Origin of the sequence: Snodgrassella sp. W6238H11, assembly GCF_016100525.1 — a bacterium.
GTDB classification, from domain to species: domain Bacteria; phylum Pseudomonadota; class Gammaproteobacteria; order Burkholderiales; family Neisseriaceae; genus Snodgrassella; species Snodgrassella alvi.
Genome location: NZ_JACFSH010000002.1, coordinates 154,115 through 172,435 on the forward strand (window position 1 = coordinate 154,115; position 18,321 = coordinate 172,435).

An 18,321-nucleotide genomic window follows, 5' to 3' on the forward strand; every position below is an offset into this window, starting at 1 on the left:
TCAGTATATTTGAATTTAATATGTTATTGATTCCGGCAATTGATTTAAAAGGCGGACAGTGTGTACGTCTTCAACAGGGGCTGATGGAAAAAGCCACTGTATTTTCTGATGAGCCTGCACAGATGGCTGTGCACTGGTGTCAGCAGGGTGCGCGTCGTTTGCATTTAGTTGATCTGGATGGTGCTTTTGCTGGAAAACCAGAAAATATGACCGCCATCAAAGCGATACTTGAACAGGTAGCGGATAATGTGCCTGTACAGCTTGGCGGTGGCATTCGTGATTTGCATACAATTGAACAATATCTGCAGCTAGGACTGAGTTTTGTCATTATTGGTACAGCAGCTGTGAATAATCCCGAATTTGTGCGTCAGGCATGTGCAGCTTTCCCCAGACAAATTATTGTGGGGCTGGATGCTAAAGATGGCATGGTTGCCATTGATGGCTGGGCAAAAGTGACAGATATCCATGTTACTGAGCTAGCCAGACAGTTTGCGGATGATGGTGTTAACAGTATTATTTACACTGATATTGGTCGTGACGGAATGATGAGTGGTGTGAATATTGACGCCACAGTCAAGCTGGCACAGGCAGCTTCTGTGCCGGTTATTGCATCCGGCGGGGTGAGCAGTATGAACGATGTGGAAGCTTTATGTGCCGTAGCCGAGCAGGGTGTTACCGGAGCTATTGTAGGACGCGCGATTTATGAAGGTTCACTTGATCTGGCCGCAGCACAGCGGATGGCTGATCAGTATAAGTAATAAATTTTGCTGACAGTGCTTGTATCAGAATATTTTCTGATAATCTGATTTTGTATAAATTAATAATAATCATATAGGACTCGATTAATACCGATAGCCAATATGATTTTTGGACTGTAACTGTACAGGTAATCAGGGAGGACGTTTATGGTTAGCATCTTAGGTGCGGTAGTAATAGTTTTATGGCTATTGTTTACAATGAACCGCCCGAGACAGACTTTTTTTCAGGCCAGTATATTTACGATGGCGATGATGGTATTCAGCAGCATCATAGAACATGCATGGCCGGAAGTTAACAATGTCTGGTTAGTAGGATGGATAGCACAATGGGTATTTGTATTCATTGTCATATGGCTCTTTGATATTATTGCTGTAAGTACTACCAGTGCCGTGATTTATACATTAGTTGTGGGTATTGTTTACTATTTTTATCAGAATCATATTTTTGCTCTGGTTGCGCAGTGGCTAGGTAAATGATTGCTGCTCAGTAGCAGAGAAAGATGGCATTATTATGGCTTTAGCCAAACGTATTATTCCCTGTCTGGATGTTGATAACGGGCGAGTAGTTAAGGGAATTAATTTTGTTTCTTTGCGTGATGCCGGTAGTCCGGTTGAGGTAGCACAGCGTTATAATGATGAAGGTGCTGACGAGCTGACTTTTCTGGATATTACTGCCAGTTCGGATAATCGTGATACGATTTTACATGTTATTGAAGCGGTAGCCAGCCGAGTGTTTATTCCGCTGACAGTAGGGGGCGGCGTACGCAGTGTTGAAGACGTGCGCCGCTTACTTAATGCCGGTGCTGATAAGGTATCAATTAATACCGCAGCAGTGACCAATCCTGAACTGGTTAGTGAAGCCAGTGCATTTTTCGGTAATCAGGCAATTGTTGTGGCGGTAGATGCTAAAGCAGTCAATGCTGAGAATACCTGCTGGGAGGTTTTTACTCATGGCGGACGCCGGCATACCGGACTCGATGCAGTAGCCTGGGCACAGGATATGGCCTTACGCGGAGCCGGTGAAATTTTGCTGACCAGTATGGATCGTGATGGTACCCGTGCAGGGTTTAATTTACCGTTAACCCGGGCTGTAAGTGATGCTGTGTCGGTCCCTGTTGTTGCATCAGGAGGTGTGGGCAATATTGAACATTTGATAGAAGGTGTTCAGGAAGGTCATGCTGATGCTGTACTGGCTGCCAGTATTTTTCACTTTGGTGAAGTACGTATTCAGGATGCCAAGATAGCCATGAAACAGGCCGGTATCGAGATGCGTATCTAATCTAGCTGCCGATAGTGGTTGTATGTTTACCTGAAAATAAGGACAATTGCAGTGTTTGATACGCTTCTGGATGCGATAAAGTGGGATGATAAAGGTCTGATTTGCGCGGTGGTGCAGGACAGACATACTCAGCGCATTCTTATGGTGGCATGGATGAATGCCGAAGCTTTGCGTCAGACAGTAAGTACTGGTCTGGCTCATTATTACAGCCGGTCACGCCAGCAGCAATGGATGAAAGGTGAACAGTCCGGGCATACGCAAAAGGTATATGAAATGCGGCTGGATTGCGACGGTGATGCACTAGTGCTGCTGGTCGAGCAGTCCGGAGGTATTGCCTGTCATACCGGACATGCCAGCTGTTTTTATCGTGTTTATCATGATGGTGACTGGCAGAGCACTGATCCGGTTATCAAAAATGAAAATGAAATATATACTCGTCCTGCCAATGGACACACACATACTGATTAAAGAGGAAGCAGGATGACACAAGTACCGGAAAAAGCAGATTTTTCCAGAGTATTAACTGAACTGGCTGATGTGCTGGACAGCAGACGTGAGGCTTCGCCTCAAACTTCTTATGTTTCACAATTATTATATGCCGGTGAAGATAAAATCCTGAAAAAAGTTATTGAGGAAGCCGGTGAAGTATTAATGGCATCCAAAGACGGGGATAAACAGCATTTAGTTAAAGAAGTTGCTGATGTCTGGTTTCATACGATGGTGTTATTAACTTATCATCAGATTCGGGTTGAAGATGTATTGCAGGAATTGCAGCAGCGGCAAAATGTGTCTGGTCTGACTGAAAAAGCCAGTCGCCAGCCACAGTAATTACAATGGAATTTTAAATATGCGCAGCTGTGAGTAAACAGCAGGCGCATGTTTTTTTAGGCAGTTGAAGTAAAGGATAACATCATGGGCAGTTTTTCAATTTGGCATTGGGCTTTGGTATTACTGATTGTTGTACTGGTTTTTGGCACCAAAAAATTACGTAATCTTGGTAAAGATCTGGGCGGAGCTGTACACGATTTTAAGCAGGGACTGAACGAAAGTGACCGGGAAAGCACAAAAAATGATGATGTAATCGAACATAATAAAGACGACAGCAAAGTGTAGAAAGCATTTATGTTTGGTTTGGGGTTTGGTGAAATTTTACTGATTGCTGCTGTGGCTCTGGTTGTACTCGGACCGGAGCGACTACCCAAGGTAGCACGCAGTGCCGGTCTCTGGGTCGGGCGCATTCAGAATTTCATTAATAATGTTAAAACCGAACTAAGCCAGCAGGCCGGTGTGGCAGAATTCAGGCAGGCGCGTGACAGTATTGAAGCCGCAGCCCGTTCTTTTGAGCATGATATCAATGCCAATGTGCATAGTATCCGCGGGGAAGTAGATGCACTTAAACGTCAGCTCTCTAAAGAGGAACAGCAGGCTGAAACAGACAGTACGCCTGAGTTCTCTGGGTCGTCACAAAATTATCATTTGCCGGTAAGGGAAGCGCCATTGCTGCATCGGGTGTCGTTACGCCGGCAGGCTCTGCAACGCCGGCGGGATATGCGACCGCGGCACAGCATTACTCCTAAACTGCGGGTACGCCGACATTGATGGATAACCGATTGTGAAGCAGGTTGAAGAAAATACTGAATTGACGCTGATTGATCATTTGCTGGAATTGCGTCGCCGCTTGATGTGGATTCTGGGAATTCTGCTGCTGTGCTTTGCAGTTTTGGTGCCTTTTGCGCAAAAAATTTATACTTTTGTAGCTGAACCATTAATGGCGAATCTTCCGGCTGGTCAGCATATGATTGCCACAGAAGTGATTGCCCCGTTTTTTGTGCCATTAAAGGTAACACTGATGGCGGCATTTCTTCTGACACTTCCGCATACTCTGTATCAAATCTGGGCTTTTGTGGCACCGGGTTTGTACAGACATGAGAAACGTCTGATACTGCCATTACTGATTGCCAGTGTTTTATTATTTGCTTTAGGTATGGCATTTGCCTACTATCTGGTTTTTCCGGTTATTTTCCGTTTTCTTACCGGTGTTATTCCTGTCGGTGTCAGTATGGCAACTGATATAGATAAATATTTGTCTTTTATTCTAGGTATGTTTGTAGCATTCGGAGTAACATTTGAAGTGCCTGTACTGGTGATTCTGTTAAACAGAATCGGAGTAGTGTCTGTTCAGCAATTGAAAAAAGCCCGTGCCTATGTGGTGGTAGGTGCTTTTGTTGTAGCTGCCGTAGTGACTCCACCGGATGTGCTGTCGCAAACATTACTTGCTATACCGCTGATTCTTCTTTATGAAGTAGGAATTCTGGTGTGTCGCTGTTGGGGTAGTAGTAACAAAAAGACTGCTTTAACAGTCCACTCGGGAAGAGAATAGTTTTGTCACTTTTGCTTTTTTACTGAAATAACAGGCTGCCTGAGAATTTTCAGGCAGCCTGTTTAATAAATAATATAAGCCGGCTAATGATGTTATTCGTTGGAGAGTTGTATGAATCAGTCACAAATTGATTCGTGTCCGAGTATTTGCCGTCTGTCCACACTGATATGGTGGCTGGGGATGCTGACTTTATGCATTGTGCCATTTATGTCGAGTTGGCGGGTAGGTACGCTGTCAAGCTTTTATCTGGAAGCCGGGACGTTATTTTTTGCTCTTTGTCTGACTGGATTAACGGTACTGACACGCAAAACTCAGTTTTCATTTCCTCCTGCCTGTATCAGTCTGCTATTGCTCGCTTTTTTGCTGATGCTACAGGCAAGAGTTATGCATCTTACTTATATCAGCCAGTCTGATCTGACTGCTCTGGTATTTGTAGTAATGGCTTTGCTCGCATGGGCTGCACGGGCATGGGTGATTCGCATAGGCCAGACTCAGGCTGTCACTATTCTGGCGATGGCTCTTGTACTGGGTGTACTACTACAGTCAATCGTGTGTGTAATGCAGTTTGCTGATATTGCAGACCGGATACCGGGAATATTGCGCGGTCCGGGTAATCATTACATCTATGGTCAGCTGGCACAGCGCAATCATCTCGGGCATTATCTGATGTGGGGCGTGCTGGCACTGTGCTTTTTATGGGAACAACGACGTCTGCCTAACTGGCTGGTATGGGTTTTATTAATCTGGTTTACCGGCATTATGGGACTGATCGGTTCACGGACGATTGTTGTCTATGTGCTGGTAATAGGACTGTCACTATTTTTCTGGCGCTGGCGTGCCGGCTCTGCAGCGAATCGCCTGTTGCTGATGCTGGGTATTGCCATAGGTCTGGTATTGCTGTTTCAGCTGATATTAAGCCCATTATTTGACATGTTGCTGCATATCAATTTTCAATCCGGAACAGCACGGCTGGAACAGGGTGGATTTGCCCGGTCAGGCAGACAAATGGAGTGGCATAAGGCTTGGCTGATATTTCAAAGCGCTCCGTGGTTTGGTTATGGCTGGGGCAGTTATTCATATCAGGGCTTTGCTATTGCAGATGTTTATCCGAATGGTTTTCGTCAGTATGAAAATACTGTGCTGTTTACTCATTGTCATAATCTGGTACTACAATTACTGGCTGAAACAGGCATAGTCGGATTGCTAATTGTCAGTGCTTGCTTTTTATGGGTTATCTGGCCTCATTTACGTAAGGGATTTAATCCGGCATCAATTGTGCTGATCAGTATGATTCTGGTGTCTTTATGCCACAGCATGCTGGAATATCCGCTGTGGTACAGCTATTTTCTTGCTGTGTTTGTTTTGTTTGTGGCACTAACGCCTGTATCACAGGAGGACTTGAAACGGTCTTGCCGTCCGGCGTCCGGCCGCGTAAATCAGTTCTGCGCCATAGTGGTATTGATTTCGATGGTTCTGCTTCTGTGGCAAATGATGAACTATCAGCGTTTTTTAAAAGTGCGTGCTGAACGTAATCTGCCCCAGGCTGAACAAGTAAGCCGTATGCATGATTTGCGTAATCAAATGTACTTTCTTCGTTATTATGTAGACATGGCAATTATCGAAAAGTTGAATGTTACTGATTCTTTTTTACCTTTATGGGGTAAACAGGCTGCATTACTTGCCGGACGGTATCGCCCGTATAGCAACACTTTCATGCGCGGATTTTACTTAGAGCAAGCACATCAGAATAATGAGGCTAAAGAGTGGTTCAGCCATGTAAGTCATTATTATCCTGTACTTGTTCCTGGTTTTATAAGCAGATTTAAACAGCAGCCTCAGGCCGTGGCAGTAATACCACAATTGCAACAAGATTGCCTGAAATATCAGCAGCAAAGCATGCAGAAAGTGAATTGTTTATAGAGTTCAGACAAATATTTAACATAGTGCTTTTTAATGAAAAAATGAGAAAAAGCCTTGTTATTGTAAAGATAATCTCAACCTACATGTTAAGATACAAAGTGTAAATATAGTAAATTCGTCTGTAGTCAATACAGACAACGCACTTCCATTTAGGAGGATGATATGAATCGCGTATTATTAATTGATGATGATAATTTGTTGACTGAACTGCTCACTGAATATCTGACAGCAGAAGGTCTGGAAGTCAGCCGCGTTGCTGATGGTGAAGCCGGTGTTAAAGAAATTTTAACCGGTCAGTATGATGTAGTGGTTCTGGATTCCATGATGCCGAAAATGAACGGTCTAGATGTATTGAAAACGGTACGGGTTCAAAGCAAGATTCCGATTATTATGCTAACCGCCAAAGGCGATGATATTGATCGCATTATCGGTTTGGAAATGGGTGCGGATGACTATGTGCCGAAACCTTGTCAGCCGCGTGAATTGCTGGCTCGTATCAATGCTATCCTCCGCCGTACACATCAAAGTCATGACAATGACCAGAATGGCATTCCGAACAGTATTGCAGCCAGTGGTGTAGTACTTTATCCGGCTAAACGTCAGGTTACTATTGAAGAAGAACCACTGGAGCTGACCAGTACCGAATTCAATCTGCTGGAAGTGCTGATGCGTCATGCCGGACAGGTAGTTAGCAAAGAAACACTGTCTCTGGAAGCACTAGACCGGAAGCTGGCTAAATTTGATCGCAGTATCGACGTTCATATATCCAGTATTCGTCATAAGCTGGGCAATGCCAGTCTGATTCAGACTGTGCGTGGTCTGGGCTACCTGTTTGTAAAAAACTGAACCAGTGGATACAGGCTGTTAATAAACAGCCTGTTCTGATTTATGAAACTGTTCCCCCGTATCTTTGCTACTTTTTGTGCTGTAATTGTTTGTGCCATTTTTGTGGCCAGTTCTTCATTCTGGCTGGTACAAAACACTTTAGCCGAAACACGGTTTAAACAACAGCGCAATTTTGAAGAAAATCTGCTGAGCAGCACCATGAATGCGTTTCAGGCACGTGGTGATGCCGGTATACGCGAACAACTGGTTGAGTGGGGGAATAGTCCGGGTGGTGAAAACCTGTATGTTATTACCGGTGACAATAAAAACGACATACTAGGGCGCCCTATTGATCCTGAGGATATCGATAAAGCACATGAGTTCGCTTTGTCACATCCGCACTCAAAACTCGTACAGATTGCCTATAATTCACTGGGTGAAGAATATCTCTTCATGATTCGCGGCTGGAACCATGAACGCACTCCACGTCCGCCGAGCCCGTTTTTTATTCCCGGTTTACCCATTGCACCAGTCTGGCACGAATTTATCATTCTCAGCTTTATTATTGTTGTAGGTTTATTAACAGCCTATATTCTGGCTAATAATATTACCCAGCCAATCCGCGTATTGTGGCGCGGGATGGATCGTCTGGCTCACGGAAATTTGCAGACCCGTGTTTCTCATCAGCTATCAGAACGTCGTGATGAACTGTATTCTCTGGCCGTGCAGTTTGACAATATGGCAGATAAACTGCAGAAGCTTGTGGAAAAAGAACGTCACCTGCTGCACCATGTATCTCATGAAATGCGCTCTCCGCTGGCACGCATGCAAGCAATTATTGGTTTGATTCACGTACAACCACAAAAACAGGAACAACACTTGCAGCGTCTAGAAAGTGAACTGGGGCGTATGGATTTACTGGTAGGTGAACTGCTTACCTTGTCACGGCTGGAAACCTCTGATTTGCCTATTACGCTGGAACCTTTGTCTTTGGTGCCGCTAATCAAACAAATCGTGGAAGACAATCAGGCTATAGCTATGCAGCATCAGCAGACTTTATCATGGCAGTGTGATATTCCTGATACTGCTATGGTAAAAGCCAATGAAAGCTATTTGTATCGGGCTTTTGATAATGTTGTACGTAATGCCATTAATTACAGCCCTGATGGCAGTGAAATTAAGGTTTATTTGCATGAGGGTGGTAAACAGCAATGGCAGGTTGATATCAGTGACAATGGCCCCGGTGTAGCAGAAAATCAGTTACCGCATATTTTTACTGCTTTTTATCGTGCAGACAGCAGTGCTAATAAACCGGGTACAGGTTTAGGCTTGGCGTTAACCAAACACATCATTGATCGCCACCATGGCAAAATTTATGCAGATAATCAACAACCCAAGGGTTTAAGTATGCATTTTTTACTGCCTAAATTTACGCCGAGTAGAAACAGGAACCGCCAGAAAAATAAAAATCAGTTGCCTGTAGCCAACGGATAAAGTTATTTATGCTTATCCGGCTGGCAGGTTCTCTCCGAAGAATACGTTGTAGTTGTATGTAAACTGCTACTATTTAAATTTCAATATCGATATGGTTTTAGCCTGGCAGATGCATAGTGCAACAGATAACTATTAATCTGTGGTTCTCAGGTCTGGTTTGTCTGCATCTGTTGTCAGATTAGTTTGCCGGGTAAACCAATCAGTGGTAATTTGATTGACCTCATCTATACCTTGCTTTTTCAAACTGGAAAACAGTTGTACCGAAACTTGCTGGCGGGCAATGTAAGGTTGAAGTGCTTTTTTCACACTGGCCAAGGTTTTAATTTGATCGTTTTTTGATAATTTATCTGCTTTAGAGAGCAGAATATGGACAGGACGCCGAGTTACCGCGAAAAAATCAAGCATCTGTTTGTCCAGCTCTTTAAGCGGGTGGCGGGCATCCATAATCAGAATCAGTCCGATCAGCTGCTTGCGTGTTTGTAGGTAATTGCCCAGTAGTGTTACCCAATGTCTGCGGATTGCCTCAGGTACCTGAGCGTAACCATAACCGGGTAAATCCACCATAAACCCGCCATTAGTCAGTTCAAAAAAATTAATGTGCTGGGTACGGCCTGGAGTTTTGGATACATAAGCCAGACGAGTATGATTAGTCAGTGTATTGATTGCGCTTGATTTACCCGCATTGCTGCGACCGACAAAAGCAATTTCAGCGGTTGTTGCGGGCAGGTCTTTCAGATGATTAACGGTAGTATAAAAACGGGCGTGACGAAACAGATTCATGAGTAATTAAAAAAATAGTAAGGTGATAGCATACCATATTTTGAGCCCAATCTGGATTCAGCTGTTTATGTAAATGCTTGCTTTCAGGCGGGGTACTTGATTTTTTGTTTTATGCTGCTAAACTGCATTTAAGATTATTTTAAGGAAACTTTCAGATGGAAGACGAGGTCTCGAGCAGTTGTATCGTGCATGTAGACGTGTTTTTTCTCTGATTTAAGGCAGCCTTGCTCATGTAGCAGGCTGCCTGTTTGTATTTAACGCATAGGAAAAGAAAATGGATTTTAGCTGGTTAGGAGAACCGGCCACATGGGTAGGGCTGATTACCCTGATAATTCTTGAAATCGTTCTAGGTATCGATAATCTTGTATTTGTAGCCATACTGGCGAATAAAGCCAGTCCGAAAAAGCGCGACCATGCCCGTATAGCTGGTTTATCTCTGGCAGTGCTGATTCGTATTCTGATGCTGGCACTGATGTCTTTTATCATTACCCTGACCAAGCCCTTTGTACATATCAGCGGTTTTGCCATTTCAGTTAAAGATCTGATTATGTTCGGTGGCGGACTCTTCCTGCTCTATAAGGCAACAACTGAGTTGCATGAACGGCTGGAAGGGCATACTGCTATGGCGTCAATTACCAATGTCTCCGTTTATGCCAGTTTCTGGAGTGTGGTATTACAAATTGTCGTGCTGGACGCAGTATTTTCACTTGATTCAGTCATTACCGCTGTCGCCATGGTGCAACACATTACAGTGGCAATGCTGGCCGTGATTATTGCTATGGCAATGATGATTTGGGCAAGCGGACCATTAACAGAGTTTGTAAATCGCCATCCTACAGTAGTGATGCTGTGTCTGGGCTTTTTACTCATGATAGGGTTCAGCCTGATTGCTGAAGGCTTACACTTTGAAATACCTAAGGGTTATCTGTATGCCGCTATTGCTTTCTCCATTCTGATTGAGATATTTAATCAGATTTCTACCCGGAATACCCGTCGTAACGATATGATTGGCCGCTCTTGGCGTTATCGTACCGCTGATAGTGTGCTGGGTATGATGGGACTGCGTGAAAAAGAGCTGGCTAAAAATGGTACGCAAACTGATGATGACGAACATTTTGAAGAAAATGAAAAATCCATGATTCGCAGCGTGCTTACTCTAGCCGAACGTCCGATAATGGGTGTCATGACACCGCGCAGTGATATTGAACGTCTGGATTTATCTCAGCCGCGTGAGCAGCAGTGCCAACAGTTACAAAGCACACCATTTTCACGGCTGGTAGTAGTAGGAAAGGCCGGAATTGATGAGCCGCTGGGATTTGTGAATAAAAAAGATTTACTTAACCAGTTATTGAGCGGAGAGCAATTAAATATTCAGGCTGCGTTACGACAGCCGCTGGTCTTACCGGACAGCAGCACTGTACTTGATGCTATGGAGCTGTTTCGTTCGCGAAGTGCTGATATTGCGCTGGTAGTTGATGAATTTGGCGCTGTACTCGGACTGGTTAGCATGAAAGATTTAATGGAAACTATTGCCGGTGATTTCCCAGAAGAGTATGAGCGTGCCGACGCACCCAGTATCCAGCAAAATGCCGATCATAGCGTTACTGTAGACGGCAGTCTTGAATATGCTATTCTGGCTCAGCATCTGCATTTGCCTACCTTACCGGAAGATGCTGAGTACCATACTGTAGCCGGATTAATTATGGAAGAAATGCAGGATATTCCGGATGTCGGAGATACCATTGATTATGCCGGTTACCGTTTTGAAGTATTGAACAAAGACGGGCACCGTCTGGAACGGGTACGTATCAGCAAAATTGAACAGCCGGAATCTGAATAACCCAATTGATAGCCATAAAAAAGCCTGCTGATAACAGCAGGCTTTTTTCGTTAACTAATTTGATTATTGAATCTGGCTACCGATAACGCCACCCAGAGCAGCACCACCTAAAGTAGCACCAGTATCTTTACCTAACAGATTACCAGCCACACCCCCTACTACTACACCGGCAGCAGTATTACGCTGAGCCGGGGTCATATCAGCACAAGCAGAGAGAGAAGCAGCTACTGCAGCTATTAAAGCCAGTGTTTTTAGATTTGATTTCATATTAATACCTCTTTCTATTCTGAATAAAGAATTGCGTGTTAATTAATATTTATATGTTACCTATAAACTATTTAACTACAAATAAAATATTATTTCAAAGTTAATTATATACCTTTAGCAAAGCAGTTTAGTAAAAAACTACAATCAAAATCACAAATGCATTTTAGAGAAATATTCAAAATATCTGCCGATTATTCAAGTTCAGTAGCAGTATCCGTGTCAGTACATATTTCGGGTGTCTGGTGTGAAGGCTGCCTTTTTTCTTTATATTTAATCACAGCCCTGTCCAGTTTATCCATCAGACAATCGATAGCAGCATACATATCATTATCCAGACATTCAATATGGATATCTTTACCGGAAAGATGCAAATCAATTTCAGCTTTTTTCTGTACTTTAAATACAGAGAAAGTAACAGTTGCGCTGATGACCTGATCGGCATGACGGATAATGCGCTCCAGCTTATTCAGTGTGTAGTCTTTCAGAGCTGCGGTAACATCAAGATTCTGTCCGATAAATTTAAGATTCATAGCCTGATCCTTTTTAAAGGGTTTAGGAAAAAACAGGATAAATTTTATGGAAGTTAACTGAAAATTAATGATTACTGTACTGTACTTTACGTTGGTGCGCCGGAGGAATTTTCAAGTCCTCACGATATTTTGCAACTGTGCGCCGGGCTAGATTAATACCCTGCTTAGCCAGCTGATTTACCAAATGTGTATCAGAATAGGGATGTTGCGGGTCTTCTTCGTTAATTATACTTTGCAACAGTGATTTAATTGCTGTCTGACTGTTACCTGTTCCATCATCTGTTGCTGCAACAGACTGATTGAAAAAATAACGTAGAGGAAAAACACCTTGTGAACAGGTCAGGTATTTCTGATTGATTGCCCGTGAAACAGTACTCTCTGCCAGTTCGAGAGCCTGAGCTGTTTCTTTAATGGTTAAGGGAGCCAGCGCCAGAGAACCAAAATTGAAAAAATCCTGCTGTTGCTGCAAAATCCATTCGCCCAGACGTTGCAGAGTGGTTTTACGCATCTGCAAGCTGTGAAGACACGTTTGTGCTTCCTGCCATTTGTTTTTACACATAGCATCCATCTCTGTGCTTTTTTGTTCTATCCACTCTTCGACACCGGGTTCTATTCTCAGCTGAGGAAAAGTATCATGCAAAAGGCGTATCTGCCATTTGCCACTCTTATTGATATAAACTTCCATATCAGGGCGTACAGACAGAATACCATTACGATCAGGTAATCCGTAACAGGGATAAGGATTCAGTGCGCCAATGAGTTTACAGGCTGCTTCAAGTGTGTTTGCAGAAAACTGGGGCAGTTGCCGGCAAAGTTGTTTAAACTGATGGGTACTCAGCCACTGACCAAAGTGTTTGCTAATCAGTAAGCGCGCGCAGGTATGAATTTCATCATTATCGACAGATTCGTCAGACAGATTATCCAGTTGCAGTAACAGGGATTCCTGTAAATTCCGAGCACCAACACCAGTAGGCTCAAACTGCTGCAGAATCGTCAGCGCCTGTGCCAGCTCTGTTTCGTCCAGCCGCCATTCCAGCGGTGCATTTTCTACCAGATCAGTTAAACTGCTGTCCAGATAACCCTGCTCATTCAGATTCTCTATCAGAAAATACACCTGTGCTGCCGTAACGTCATCCAGATCGTATTCACATACCTGCCGGCGCAGCAATTCATACATATCAGGATTGTCGGCCAGCGTGTCCCAGACATCACTTTCGGCTTGCATAATACCCAGCTGTGGCGGCTGTACATACTGAGTATCGGAAAAGCTGTCTTCAGATGTATTTTCTACTTCCTCAAGAAAAGGATTATCCGCCAGCCAGCCGGCTACCAGTTCCTGCAATTCCAGCGTAGACAGCTGCAACACCTGTAGCGATTGTTGCAGCTTCGGACTAAGGCGGGTTGTAAGACTGAGTCGGAGATGAGTAGCTGGCCTTTGCATAAGCAGTTAATACTCGAAATGCTCACCCAGATAAACAGCACGTACCTGTTCATTATTAACCAGCTCTTCCGGTACACCGGAAGCCAGTACACTGCCCTGATTAATAATATATGCACGGTCACAGATGCGCAGGGTTTCACGGACATTATGGTCAGTAATCAGTGTGCCGATACCACGCTGTTTCAGGAAAGAAATCAGATTCTGAATATCGATCACTGCAATCGGATCAACGCCGGCAAATGGTTCATCAAGCAGAATGAAGCGCGGGTTCATGGCCAGAACCCGTGCAATTTCAGCACGACGGCGTTCACCGCCGGACAAAGACTGTGCAGTGTTATTGCGCAGGTGCTCAATATGCAGGTCGGCCAGCAGCAGCTCCAGCTGTTCGGCTCGTTTTTCGGGCGGATAGTTAATTTCCAGAATAGCTTTGATATTCTGGGCTACTGTCATTTTACGAAAAATCGAAGCTTCCTGAGGCAGATAACCTAAACCCAAGCGTGCACGTTCATAAATCGGACGGTGAGTAATTTCCTGCCCATCTAGCATGATACTGCCACCATCAGCTGCAATCAGACCTACAATCATATAGAAGCTGGTAGTTTTGCCGGCACCATTCGGGCCAAGCAGACCGATTACCTCGCCACTGTTGACTTCCAGTGCGACATCATTAACTACCTGACGCTGTTTAAAACTTTTTTGCAGACCGCTGACACGAAGCTGACTTGGCGGCACAGTAGGCATTACATTCATGAGTATGGATTATTTCTTTTTCTGTTGCGGTTGGATAATAACGTGTACCCGGCCTTTAGGCGCGCTTTTAACGGTATAAACCTCAGTATTGGTGTTATAAACAATTACTGCACCGCGTGCCATATCACCACCACGGTTTACCTGAGCGTTACCGGTAATCGTAACAATACCGCTCAGGCTTTCATAATGTACATTATCTCCGTGACCGGTTACCATGCCGTCTTTTTCCAGCTGTTGTCCAAACGTAGCAGGCTTGCCATCAGCAATAATTGTCTGGTTACCGGCATTATCCTTATGCGCAGTGATACGGGCTGCATTCATATACATACTGCCCTGCCGCATTTTTACATTACCGGTAAATACGGTTGTCTGATTCTGTTTATCCAGAGAGCCTTGATCGGCTTCAATCTGAATAGGTTGCTGCCGGTCACTTTCCAGTGCCCATGCATGCATACTGCCGGCAAGCAGACAAAAGACTGCTAAAATTTTGCCGTTAATGAGAGTGCGGGTCATAAATAATCGCCTTTACGCGTGCGGGTAAATTCAGAAAGCCGCGTTGTTTGTCGTATTCGAAACCTTGTGATGTACCGTGAGATATACCATACTGGTAAGAAACCTGTGCATCAGTTTTGATTACCTGAGTTTGTGTATCAACATGTAATACACTGGTTTCCAGCTGCCCTGCCGGTTCATTTCCCACCGGATTTTTGTGCCAGACTACCTGTCCCAGTAAATCTACCTTGCGGCTGTCGGTATAGTACTGTCCGGTATTGGCCTTAATGCGATAAAGTTCAGCACCGTTTTTATATAATCCCATATTGGGATTATCAATATAAATAACAGTTTGCTGCGGAAACTGCCGGGCAGCAGTGGCGTGAATGGTTTCACTTAACTGGCCGTGCTCATCATACCGTTCACCGTCGATTAAATTAATCACATATTTAGGCTCTTTCGGATTCAGAGGAACTTCTACTGTCTTGATATCAGTAATCCGGTCTAGCCAGAAGCTTATGCCGCCAAGGGCTACAGCCAGAATCAGCGGAAACGCCCAGTTACTGCGGCTGCGAATCACATTCATGCCAGATACTCCGCCATATCCTGAGCCAGAAAGCCCTGTGCATCCAGTAATAAATCACAGACTTCACGTACTGCACCGGCTCCGCCGGGCGCACGAGTAACATAATCAGCATGCTGTAACACTAAAGGATGAGAACCGGGTACTGCAACTGCCAGCCCGCAATGTTTCATAACCGGTAAGTCTACGACATCATCGCCGATATAAGCACATTGCTGCTCATCTAAACCAAGCTGCTGTAATAATTGCCGATAACAGCTGCGTTTATCCGAAATACCTTTAAAATAATATTCGATGCCAAGCTGCTGTACCCGGATACCGACAGAGGGTGCGTCGCGTCCGGTAATAATTGCCGTTTGAATGCCGTGGCGGTGCAACATCTTCAATCCGTGGCCGTCAAGTGTATGGAATGATTTGATTTCCTCGCCGTTATCACGGATAAAAATACGACCGTCAGTCAGTACGCCGTCTACATCCATAATAAACAGCCTGATTTTCCGGGCAGCTTCAACCATCGCACTGGCAGACATCATCGTATTCATCGGCATTCCTCAGTCATAACATTCTCACGCATTTAAACAATCCGTGCCTGTAATAAATCATGCATATTCAGTGCACCAACCGGACGATTATTTGCATCAATTACTGCCAGCCCGTTTACATGATTCTCCTGCATGATTTTCAGGGCTTCCGTCGCCAGTCGGTCGGCAGAGATGGTTTTAGGGGTATGTCCCATTACATCGGCCATCAGCCATTCCTTTAATTGCTGGTTATCCTGAAATAAACGGCGTAAATCACCGTCTGTAAATAAACCGCAAAGCTCTCCGGCAGTATTGACTACCAGCAGCATTCCCAAACCTTTTTCACTCATAGTAACAATGGCTTCACGCAAAGGCGTATCTTCCTGTACCAGAGGCATATCTTCGCCGCCATGCATAACATCAGCCACCGTTAATAACAGGCGTTTACCCAAACTGCCGGCAGGATGGCTCAGCGCAAAATCTTCAGGTGTAAACTGGCGTGCACGCAGCAGTGCTACCGTCAGCGCATCGCCCAATACCATTACCGCTGTCGTACTGGATGTTGGAGCCAGCCCTAACGGACAGGCCTCCTGTGATACATGTGCGCATAAATGGATATCCGCATGTTTCGCCATACTCGAACTGGTTTTACCAGTTATACAGATCAACTGCACATGCTTACGTTTGATGGCCGGTATCAGCGCCAGAATTTCCTCGCTTTCACCAGAATTGGATAATGCTATCAGCACATCGCCATCTACAATCATACCCAGATCGCCGTGTCCTGCTTCTGCCGGATGCACAAAATAAGCCGGTGTACCGGTAGACGCCATTGAAGCGGCAATCTTACGCCCGATATGGCCGCTTTTGCCCATACCGGTGATAATCACCCGTCCGCGGCAGTCGAGAATAGTCGTTACCGCCTCAGCAAAATGCTCATCCAGACTATTGGCAACTTCACGTATCGACTGCTCTTCAATAGCAAAAACCTCTTTACCCCAGCCTAAATATTTATCCTGTAAATTCATAACATCATCAGCAGTAATAATAAGCAAACGAAAACACAATAAAGTTAACCGGATTATAACCTGATACCGGTTATTTTGTTTGCTTTGGAACTTGTCAAATTACACCATCCTCGTTAGAGTAATCCATAATTCATGAATAACCAGTTTAATCGATTGATTAACCTTAATAAAACATATCTAACGTATATTTACTATAAGGAAATAATATGGCCGTATTAGCACAAGTCAATACATTGGGGCAGCAAATCTGGCTGGATAATCTTTCCAGAAACCTGATTCAGTCAGGTGAACTGGCACACATGCTTGAGGCGGGTATCAGTGGCGTGACTTCCAATCCGGCCATTTTTCAAAAAGCCTTTGCCAGCGATACACTTTACCAGAATGATATTAACCAGCTAAAACAGCAGCCGCTGTCCCCCAAACAGCGTTATGAACAACTGGCAGTAGCCGATGTACAGGCTGCATGTGATGTCTGTCTGCCCTTGTATGAACGCAGTCAGGGTAAAGCCGGATTTGTCAGCCTTGAAGTGGCACCAGATCTGGCCGATGATGCTCAGGCTACCATTACCGAAGCCCAGCGACTATGGGAAGTTCTTAACCGACCCAATGTCATGATAAAAGTACCAGCCACAGACAGCGGAATACAGGCATTAACCACACTGGTTGCACAGGGCATTAATGTTAACCTGACCCTGCTGTTTTCTAAAACCCAGCTTAGCAAAGCATGGCAGGCACACGCTGCCGGCATTCGCCAGCGTCTGGCGCAAAATCTGCCGGTTAACCGTATTCAGGTAGTCGCCAGCTTTTTCCTGTCCCGCATTGACAGCGCTCTGGACATTACTTTGCCGGAATCTTTGCAGGGTAAAACCGCTATTGCACTGGCCAAAACAGCTTATGCTGAATGGCAGGAATTTATCCAGAGCCGTGAATTTACCGATCTGGCTGCACAGCAGGCAGCACCACTGCGTTTGCTATGGGCATCCACAGGGACTAAAAATCCGGCGTATTCCGATGTTTGCTATGTAGAAAATATTATTGGTGCTGATACCATTAATACCGTACCCACCAACACACTTAATGCCTTTATCGATCATGGACATGCCGATGCCACACTAACACAGGATGTACAGCAGGCTAAAAACGTACTGATTGAAATTCAGAAGCTGGGTATTAATCTTGAATCCCTCGCAGTGCGCTTACAGCAAGAAGGCTTACAACAGTTTGTGGATGCATTCGATGCATTACTGCAACCTCTGGCTTAAACGGAATAAATAAAACACAACAGACATACGGAAATTTGAATTGTGGCTTACCGGTTAGACTTATCAGAATAATCGGTAAGCTTTTTATAATTTTAGATTAAAAAAAGCATATTGAAAATACATTTGTAATATAAAACTTAAAAAAATATTAATTTAAATGATAAATAACAC

Annotated in this window: 22 protein-coding genes; 13 read left to right on the top strand and 9 right to left on the bottom strand. The window is 44.4% G+C overall.

Annotated elements, in window-relative coordinates; all coding sequences use genetic code 11:
• The first annotated feature begins 20 nt into the window (after positions 1 to 20).
• From hisA to H3V00_RS04175, 11 genes are all read left to right on the top strand, one after another.
• The gene (gene hisA / locus H3V00_RS04125; protein WP_198207013.1) at positions 21 to 758 is read left to right on the top strand and encodes a 1-(5-phosphoribosyl)-5-[(5-phosphoribosylamino)methylideneamino]imidazole-4-carboxamide isomerase; all 738 of its coding nucleotides are present in this window, start codon (positions 21 to 23) and stop codon (positions 756 to 758) included.
• Between the two features lie 147 nt (positions 759 to 905).
• Entirely contained in the window at positions 906 to 1,235 is a 330-nt protein-coding gene (locus H3V00_RS04130) for a hypothetical protein (RefSeq protein ID WP_025331288.1), read from the top strand.
• A 34-nt stretch (positions 1,236 to 1,269) separates the two neighbouring features.
• Positions 1,270 to 2,037, top strand: coding sequence for an imidazole glycerol phosphate synthase subunit HisF (gene hisF, locus H3V00_RS04135; RefSeq protein ID WP_025331287.1), 768 nt, complete (start codon positions 1,270 to 1,272; stop codon positions 2,035 to 2,037).
• A gap of 51 nt (positions 2,038 to 2,088) precedes the next feature.
• Positions 2,089 to 2,505, top strand: a complete 417-nt coding sequence (gene hisI, locus H3V00_RS04140) for a phosphoribosyl-AMP cyclohydrolase (protein WP_198207009.1) — start codon at positions 2,089 to 2,091, stop codon at positions 2,503 to 2,505.
• A 12-nt stretch (positions 2,506 to 2,517) separates the two neighbouring features.
• Entirely contained in the window at positions 2,518 to 2,865 is a 348-nt protein-coding gene (locus H3V00_RS04145) for a phosphoribosyl-ATP diphosphatase (protein WP_174830566.1), read from the top strand.
• Between the two features lie 84 nt (positions 2,866 to 2,949).
• A complete protein-coding gene (tatA, locus tag H3V00_RS04150; RefSeq protein WP_025331284.1) occupies positions 2,950 to 3,150 on the top strand; it encodes a Sec-independent protein translocase subunit TatA in 201 nt (66 codons plus the stop codon).
• A gap of 9 nt (positions 3,151 to 3,159) precedes the next feature.
• Positions 3,160 to 3,636 carry a Sec-independent protein translocase protein TatB gene (tatB, locus tag H3V00_RS04155; protein WP_198207008.1) on the top strand — a complete coding sequence of 159 codons (477 nt, stop codon included), beginning with the start codon at positions 3,160 to 3,162 and terminating at the stop codon, positions 3,634 to 3,636.
• Positions 3,637 to 3,649: 13 nt separating this feature from the next.
• The gene (gene tatC, locus H3V00_RS04160) at positions 3,650 to 4,417 is read left to right on the top strand and encodes a twin-arginine translocase subunit TatC (RefSeq protein ID WP_025331282.1); all 768 of its coding nucleotides are present in this window, start codon (positions 3,650 to 3,652) and stop codon (positions 4,415 to 4,417) included.
• Between the two features lie 111 nt (positions 4,418 to 4,528).
• Entirely contained in the window at positions 4,529 to 6,337 is a 1,809-nt protein-coding gene (locus tag H3V00_RS04165) for a PglL family O-oligosaccharyltransferase (protein WP_025331281.1), read from the top strand.
• 162 nt (positions 6,338 to 6,499) lie between these two features.
• Positions 6,500 to 7,183, top strand: a complete 684-nt coding sequence (locus H3V00_RS04170; protein ID WP_025331280.1) for a response regulator transcription factor — start codon at positions 6,500 to 6,502, stop codon at positions 7,181 to 7,183.
• Between the two features lie 42 nt (positions 7,184 to 7,225).
• The gene (locus H3V00_RS04175; protein ID WP_025331279.1) at positions 7,226 to 8,656 is read left to right on the top strand and encodes a cell wall metabolism sensor histidine kinase WalK; all 1,431 of its coding nucleotides are present in this window, start codon (positions 7,226 to 7,228) and stop codon (positions 8,654 to 8,656) included.
• Between the two features lie 132 nt (positions 8,657 to 8,788).
• On the opposite strand, the gene yihA is transcribed toward H3V00_RS04175, so the two are convergent.
• Complete coding sequence (yihA, locus tag H3V00_RS04180) at positions 8,789 to 9,436, bottom strand: ribosome biogenesis GTP-binding protein YihA/YsxC (protein ID WP_198207006.1); 648 nt, start codon at positions 9,434 to 9,436, stop codon at positions 8,789 to 8,791.
• A gap of 274 nt (positions 9,437 to 9,710) precedes the next feature.
• Here yihA and H3V00_RS04185 point away from each other — a divergent pair, with 274 nt between their 5' ends.
• On the top strand, positions 9,711 to 11,276 hold the full coding sequence (locus H3V00_RS04185) for a TerC family protein (RefSeq protein ID WP_025331277.1): 1,566 nt from the start codon (positions 9,711 to 9,713) through the stop codon (positions 11,274 to 11,276).
• Between the two features lie 63 nt (positions 11,277 to 11,339).
• Here the strand turns inward: H3V00_RS04185 and H3V00_RS04190 are convergent, their stop codons facing one another.
• The 8 genes from H3V00_RS04190 to H3V00_RS04225 form a co-directional block, all read right to left on the bottom strand.
• Positions 11,340 to 11,543 carry a glycine zipper 2TM domain-containing protein gene (locus H3V00_RS04190; protein WP_078475713.1) on the bottom strand — a complete coding sequence of 68 codons (204 nt, stop codon included), beginning with the start codon at positions 11,541 to 11,543 and terminating at the stop codon, positions 11,340 to 11,342.
• Positions 11,544 to 11,734: 191 nt separating this feature from the next.
• Positions 11,735 to 12,073 (bottom strand): ribosome hibernation-promoting factor, HPF/YfiA family, encoded by a 339-nt coding sequence (gene hpf, locus H3V00_RS04195; protein ID WP_025331275.1) that lies wholly within the window; start codon positions 12,071 to 12,073, stop codon positions 11,735 to 11,737.
• A 64-nt stretch (positions 12,074 to 12,137) separates the two neighbouring features.
• Positions 12,138 to 13,514, bottom strand: a complete 1,377-nt coding sequence (gene rpoN, locus H3V00_RS04200) for an RNA polymerase factor sigma-54 (protein WP_198207004.1) — start codon at positions 13,512 to 13,514, stop codon at positions 12,138 to 12,140.
• A gap of 6 nt (positions 13,515 to 13,520) precedes the next feature.
• The gene (gene lptB / locus H3V00_RS04205) at positions 13,521 to 14,264 is read right to left on the bottom strand and encodes an LPS export ABC transporter ATP-binding protein (protein WP_100126282.1); all 744 of its coding nucleotides are present in this window, start codon (positions 14,262 to 14,264) and stop codon (positions 13,521 to 13,523) included.
• A 9-nt stretch (positions 14,265 to 14,273) separates the two neighbouring features.
• A complete protein-coding gene (lptA, locus tag H3V00_RS04210) occupies positions 14,274 to 14,777 on the bottom strand; it encodes a lipopolysaccharide transport periplasmic protein LptA (protein ID WP_037392713.1) in 504 nt (167 codons plus the stop codon).
• Positions 14,758 to 15,342 carry an LPS export ABC transporter periplasmic protein LptC gene (gene lptC, locus H3V00_RS04215; RefSeq protein WP_084547647.1) on the bottom strand — a complete coding sequence of 195 codons (585 nt, stop codon included), beginning with the start codon at positions 15,340 to 15,342 and terminating at the stop codon, positions 14,758 to 14,760. Before lptC ends, lptA begins: the two co-directional genes overlap by 20 nt.
• Positions 15,339 to 15,872, bottom strand: coding sequence for a 3-deoxy-manno-octulosonate-8-phosphatase KdsC (kdsC, locus tag H3V00_RS04220; protein ID WP_041879036.1), 534 nt, complete (start codon positions 15,870 to 15,872; stop codon positions 15,339 to 15,341). Before kdsC ends, lptC begins: the two co-directional genes overlap by 4 nt.
• A gap of 41 nt (positions 15,873 to 15,913) precedes the next feature.
• The gene (locus H3V00_RS04225; protein WP_198207002.1) at positions 15,914 to 16,888 is read right to left on the bottom strand and encodes a KpsF/GutQ family sugar-phosphate isomerase; all 975 of its coding nucleotides are present in this window, start codon (positions 16,886 to 16,888) and stop codon (positions 15,914 to 15,916) included.
• A gap of 206 nt (positions 16,889 to 17,094) precedes the next feature.
• Here H3V00_RS04225 and tal point away from each other — a divergent pair, with 206 nt between their 5' ends.
• The gene (gene tal / locus H3V00_RS04230; protein WP_198207000.1) at positions 17,095 to 18,150 is read left to right on the top strand and encodes a transaldolase; all 1,056 of its coding nucleotides are present in this window, start codon (positions 17,095 to 17,097) and stop codon (positions 18,148 to 18,150) included.
• Positions 18,151 to 18,321 lie beyond the last annotated feature (171 nt).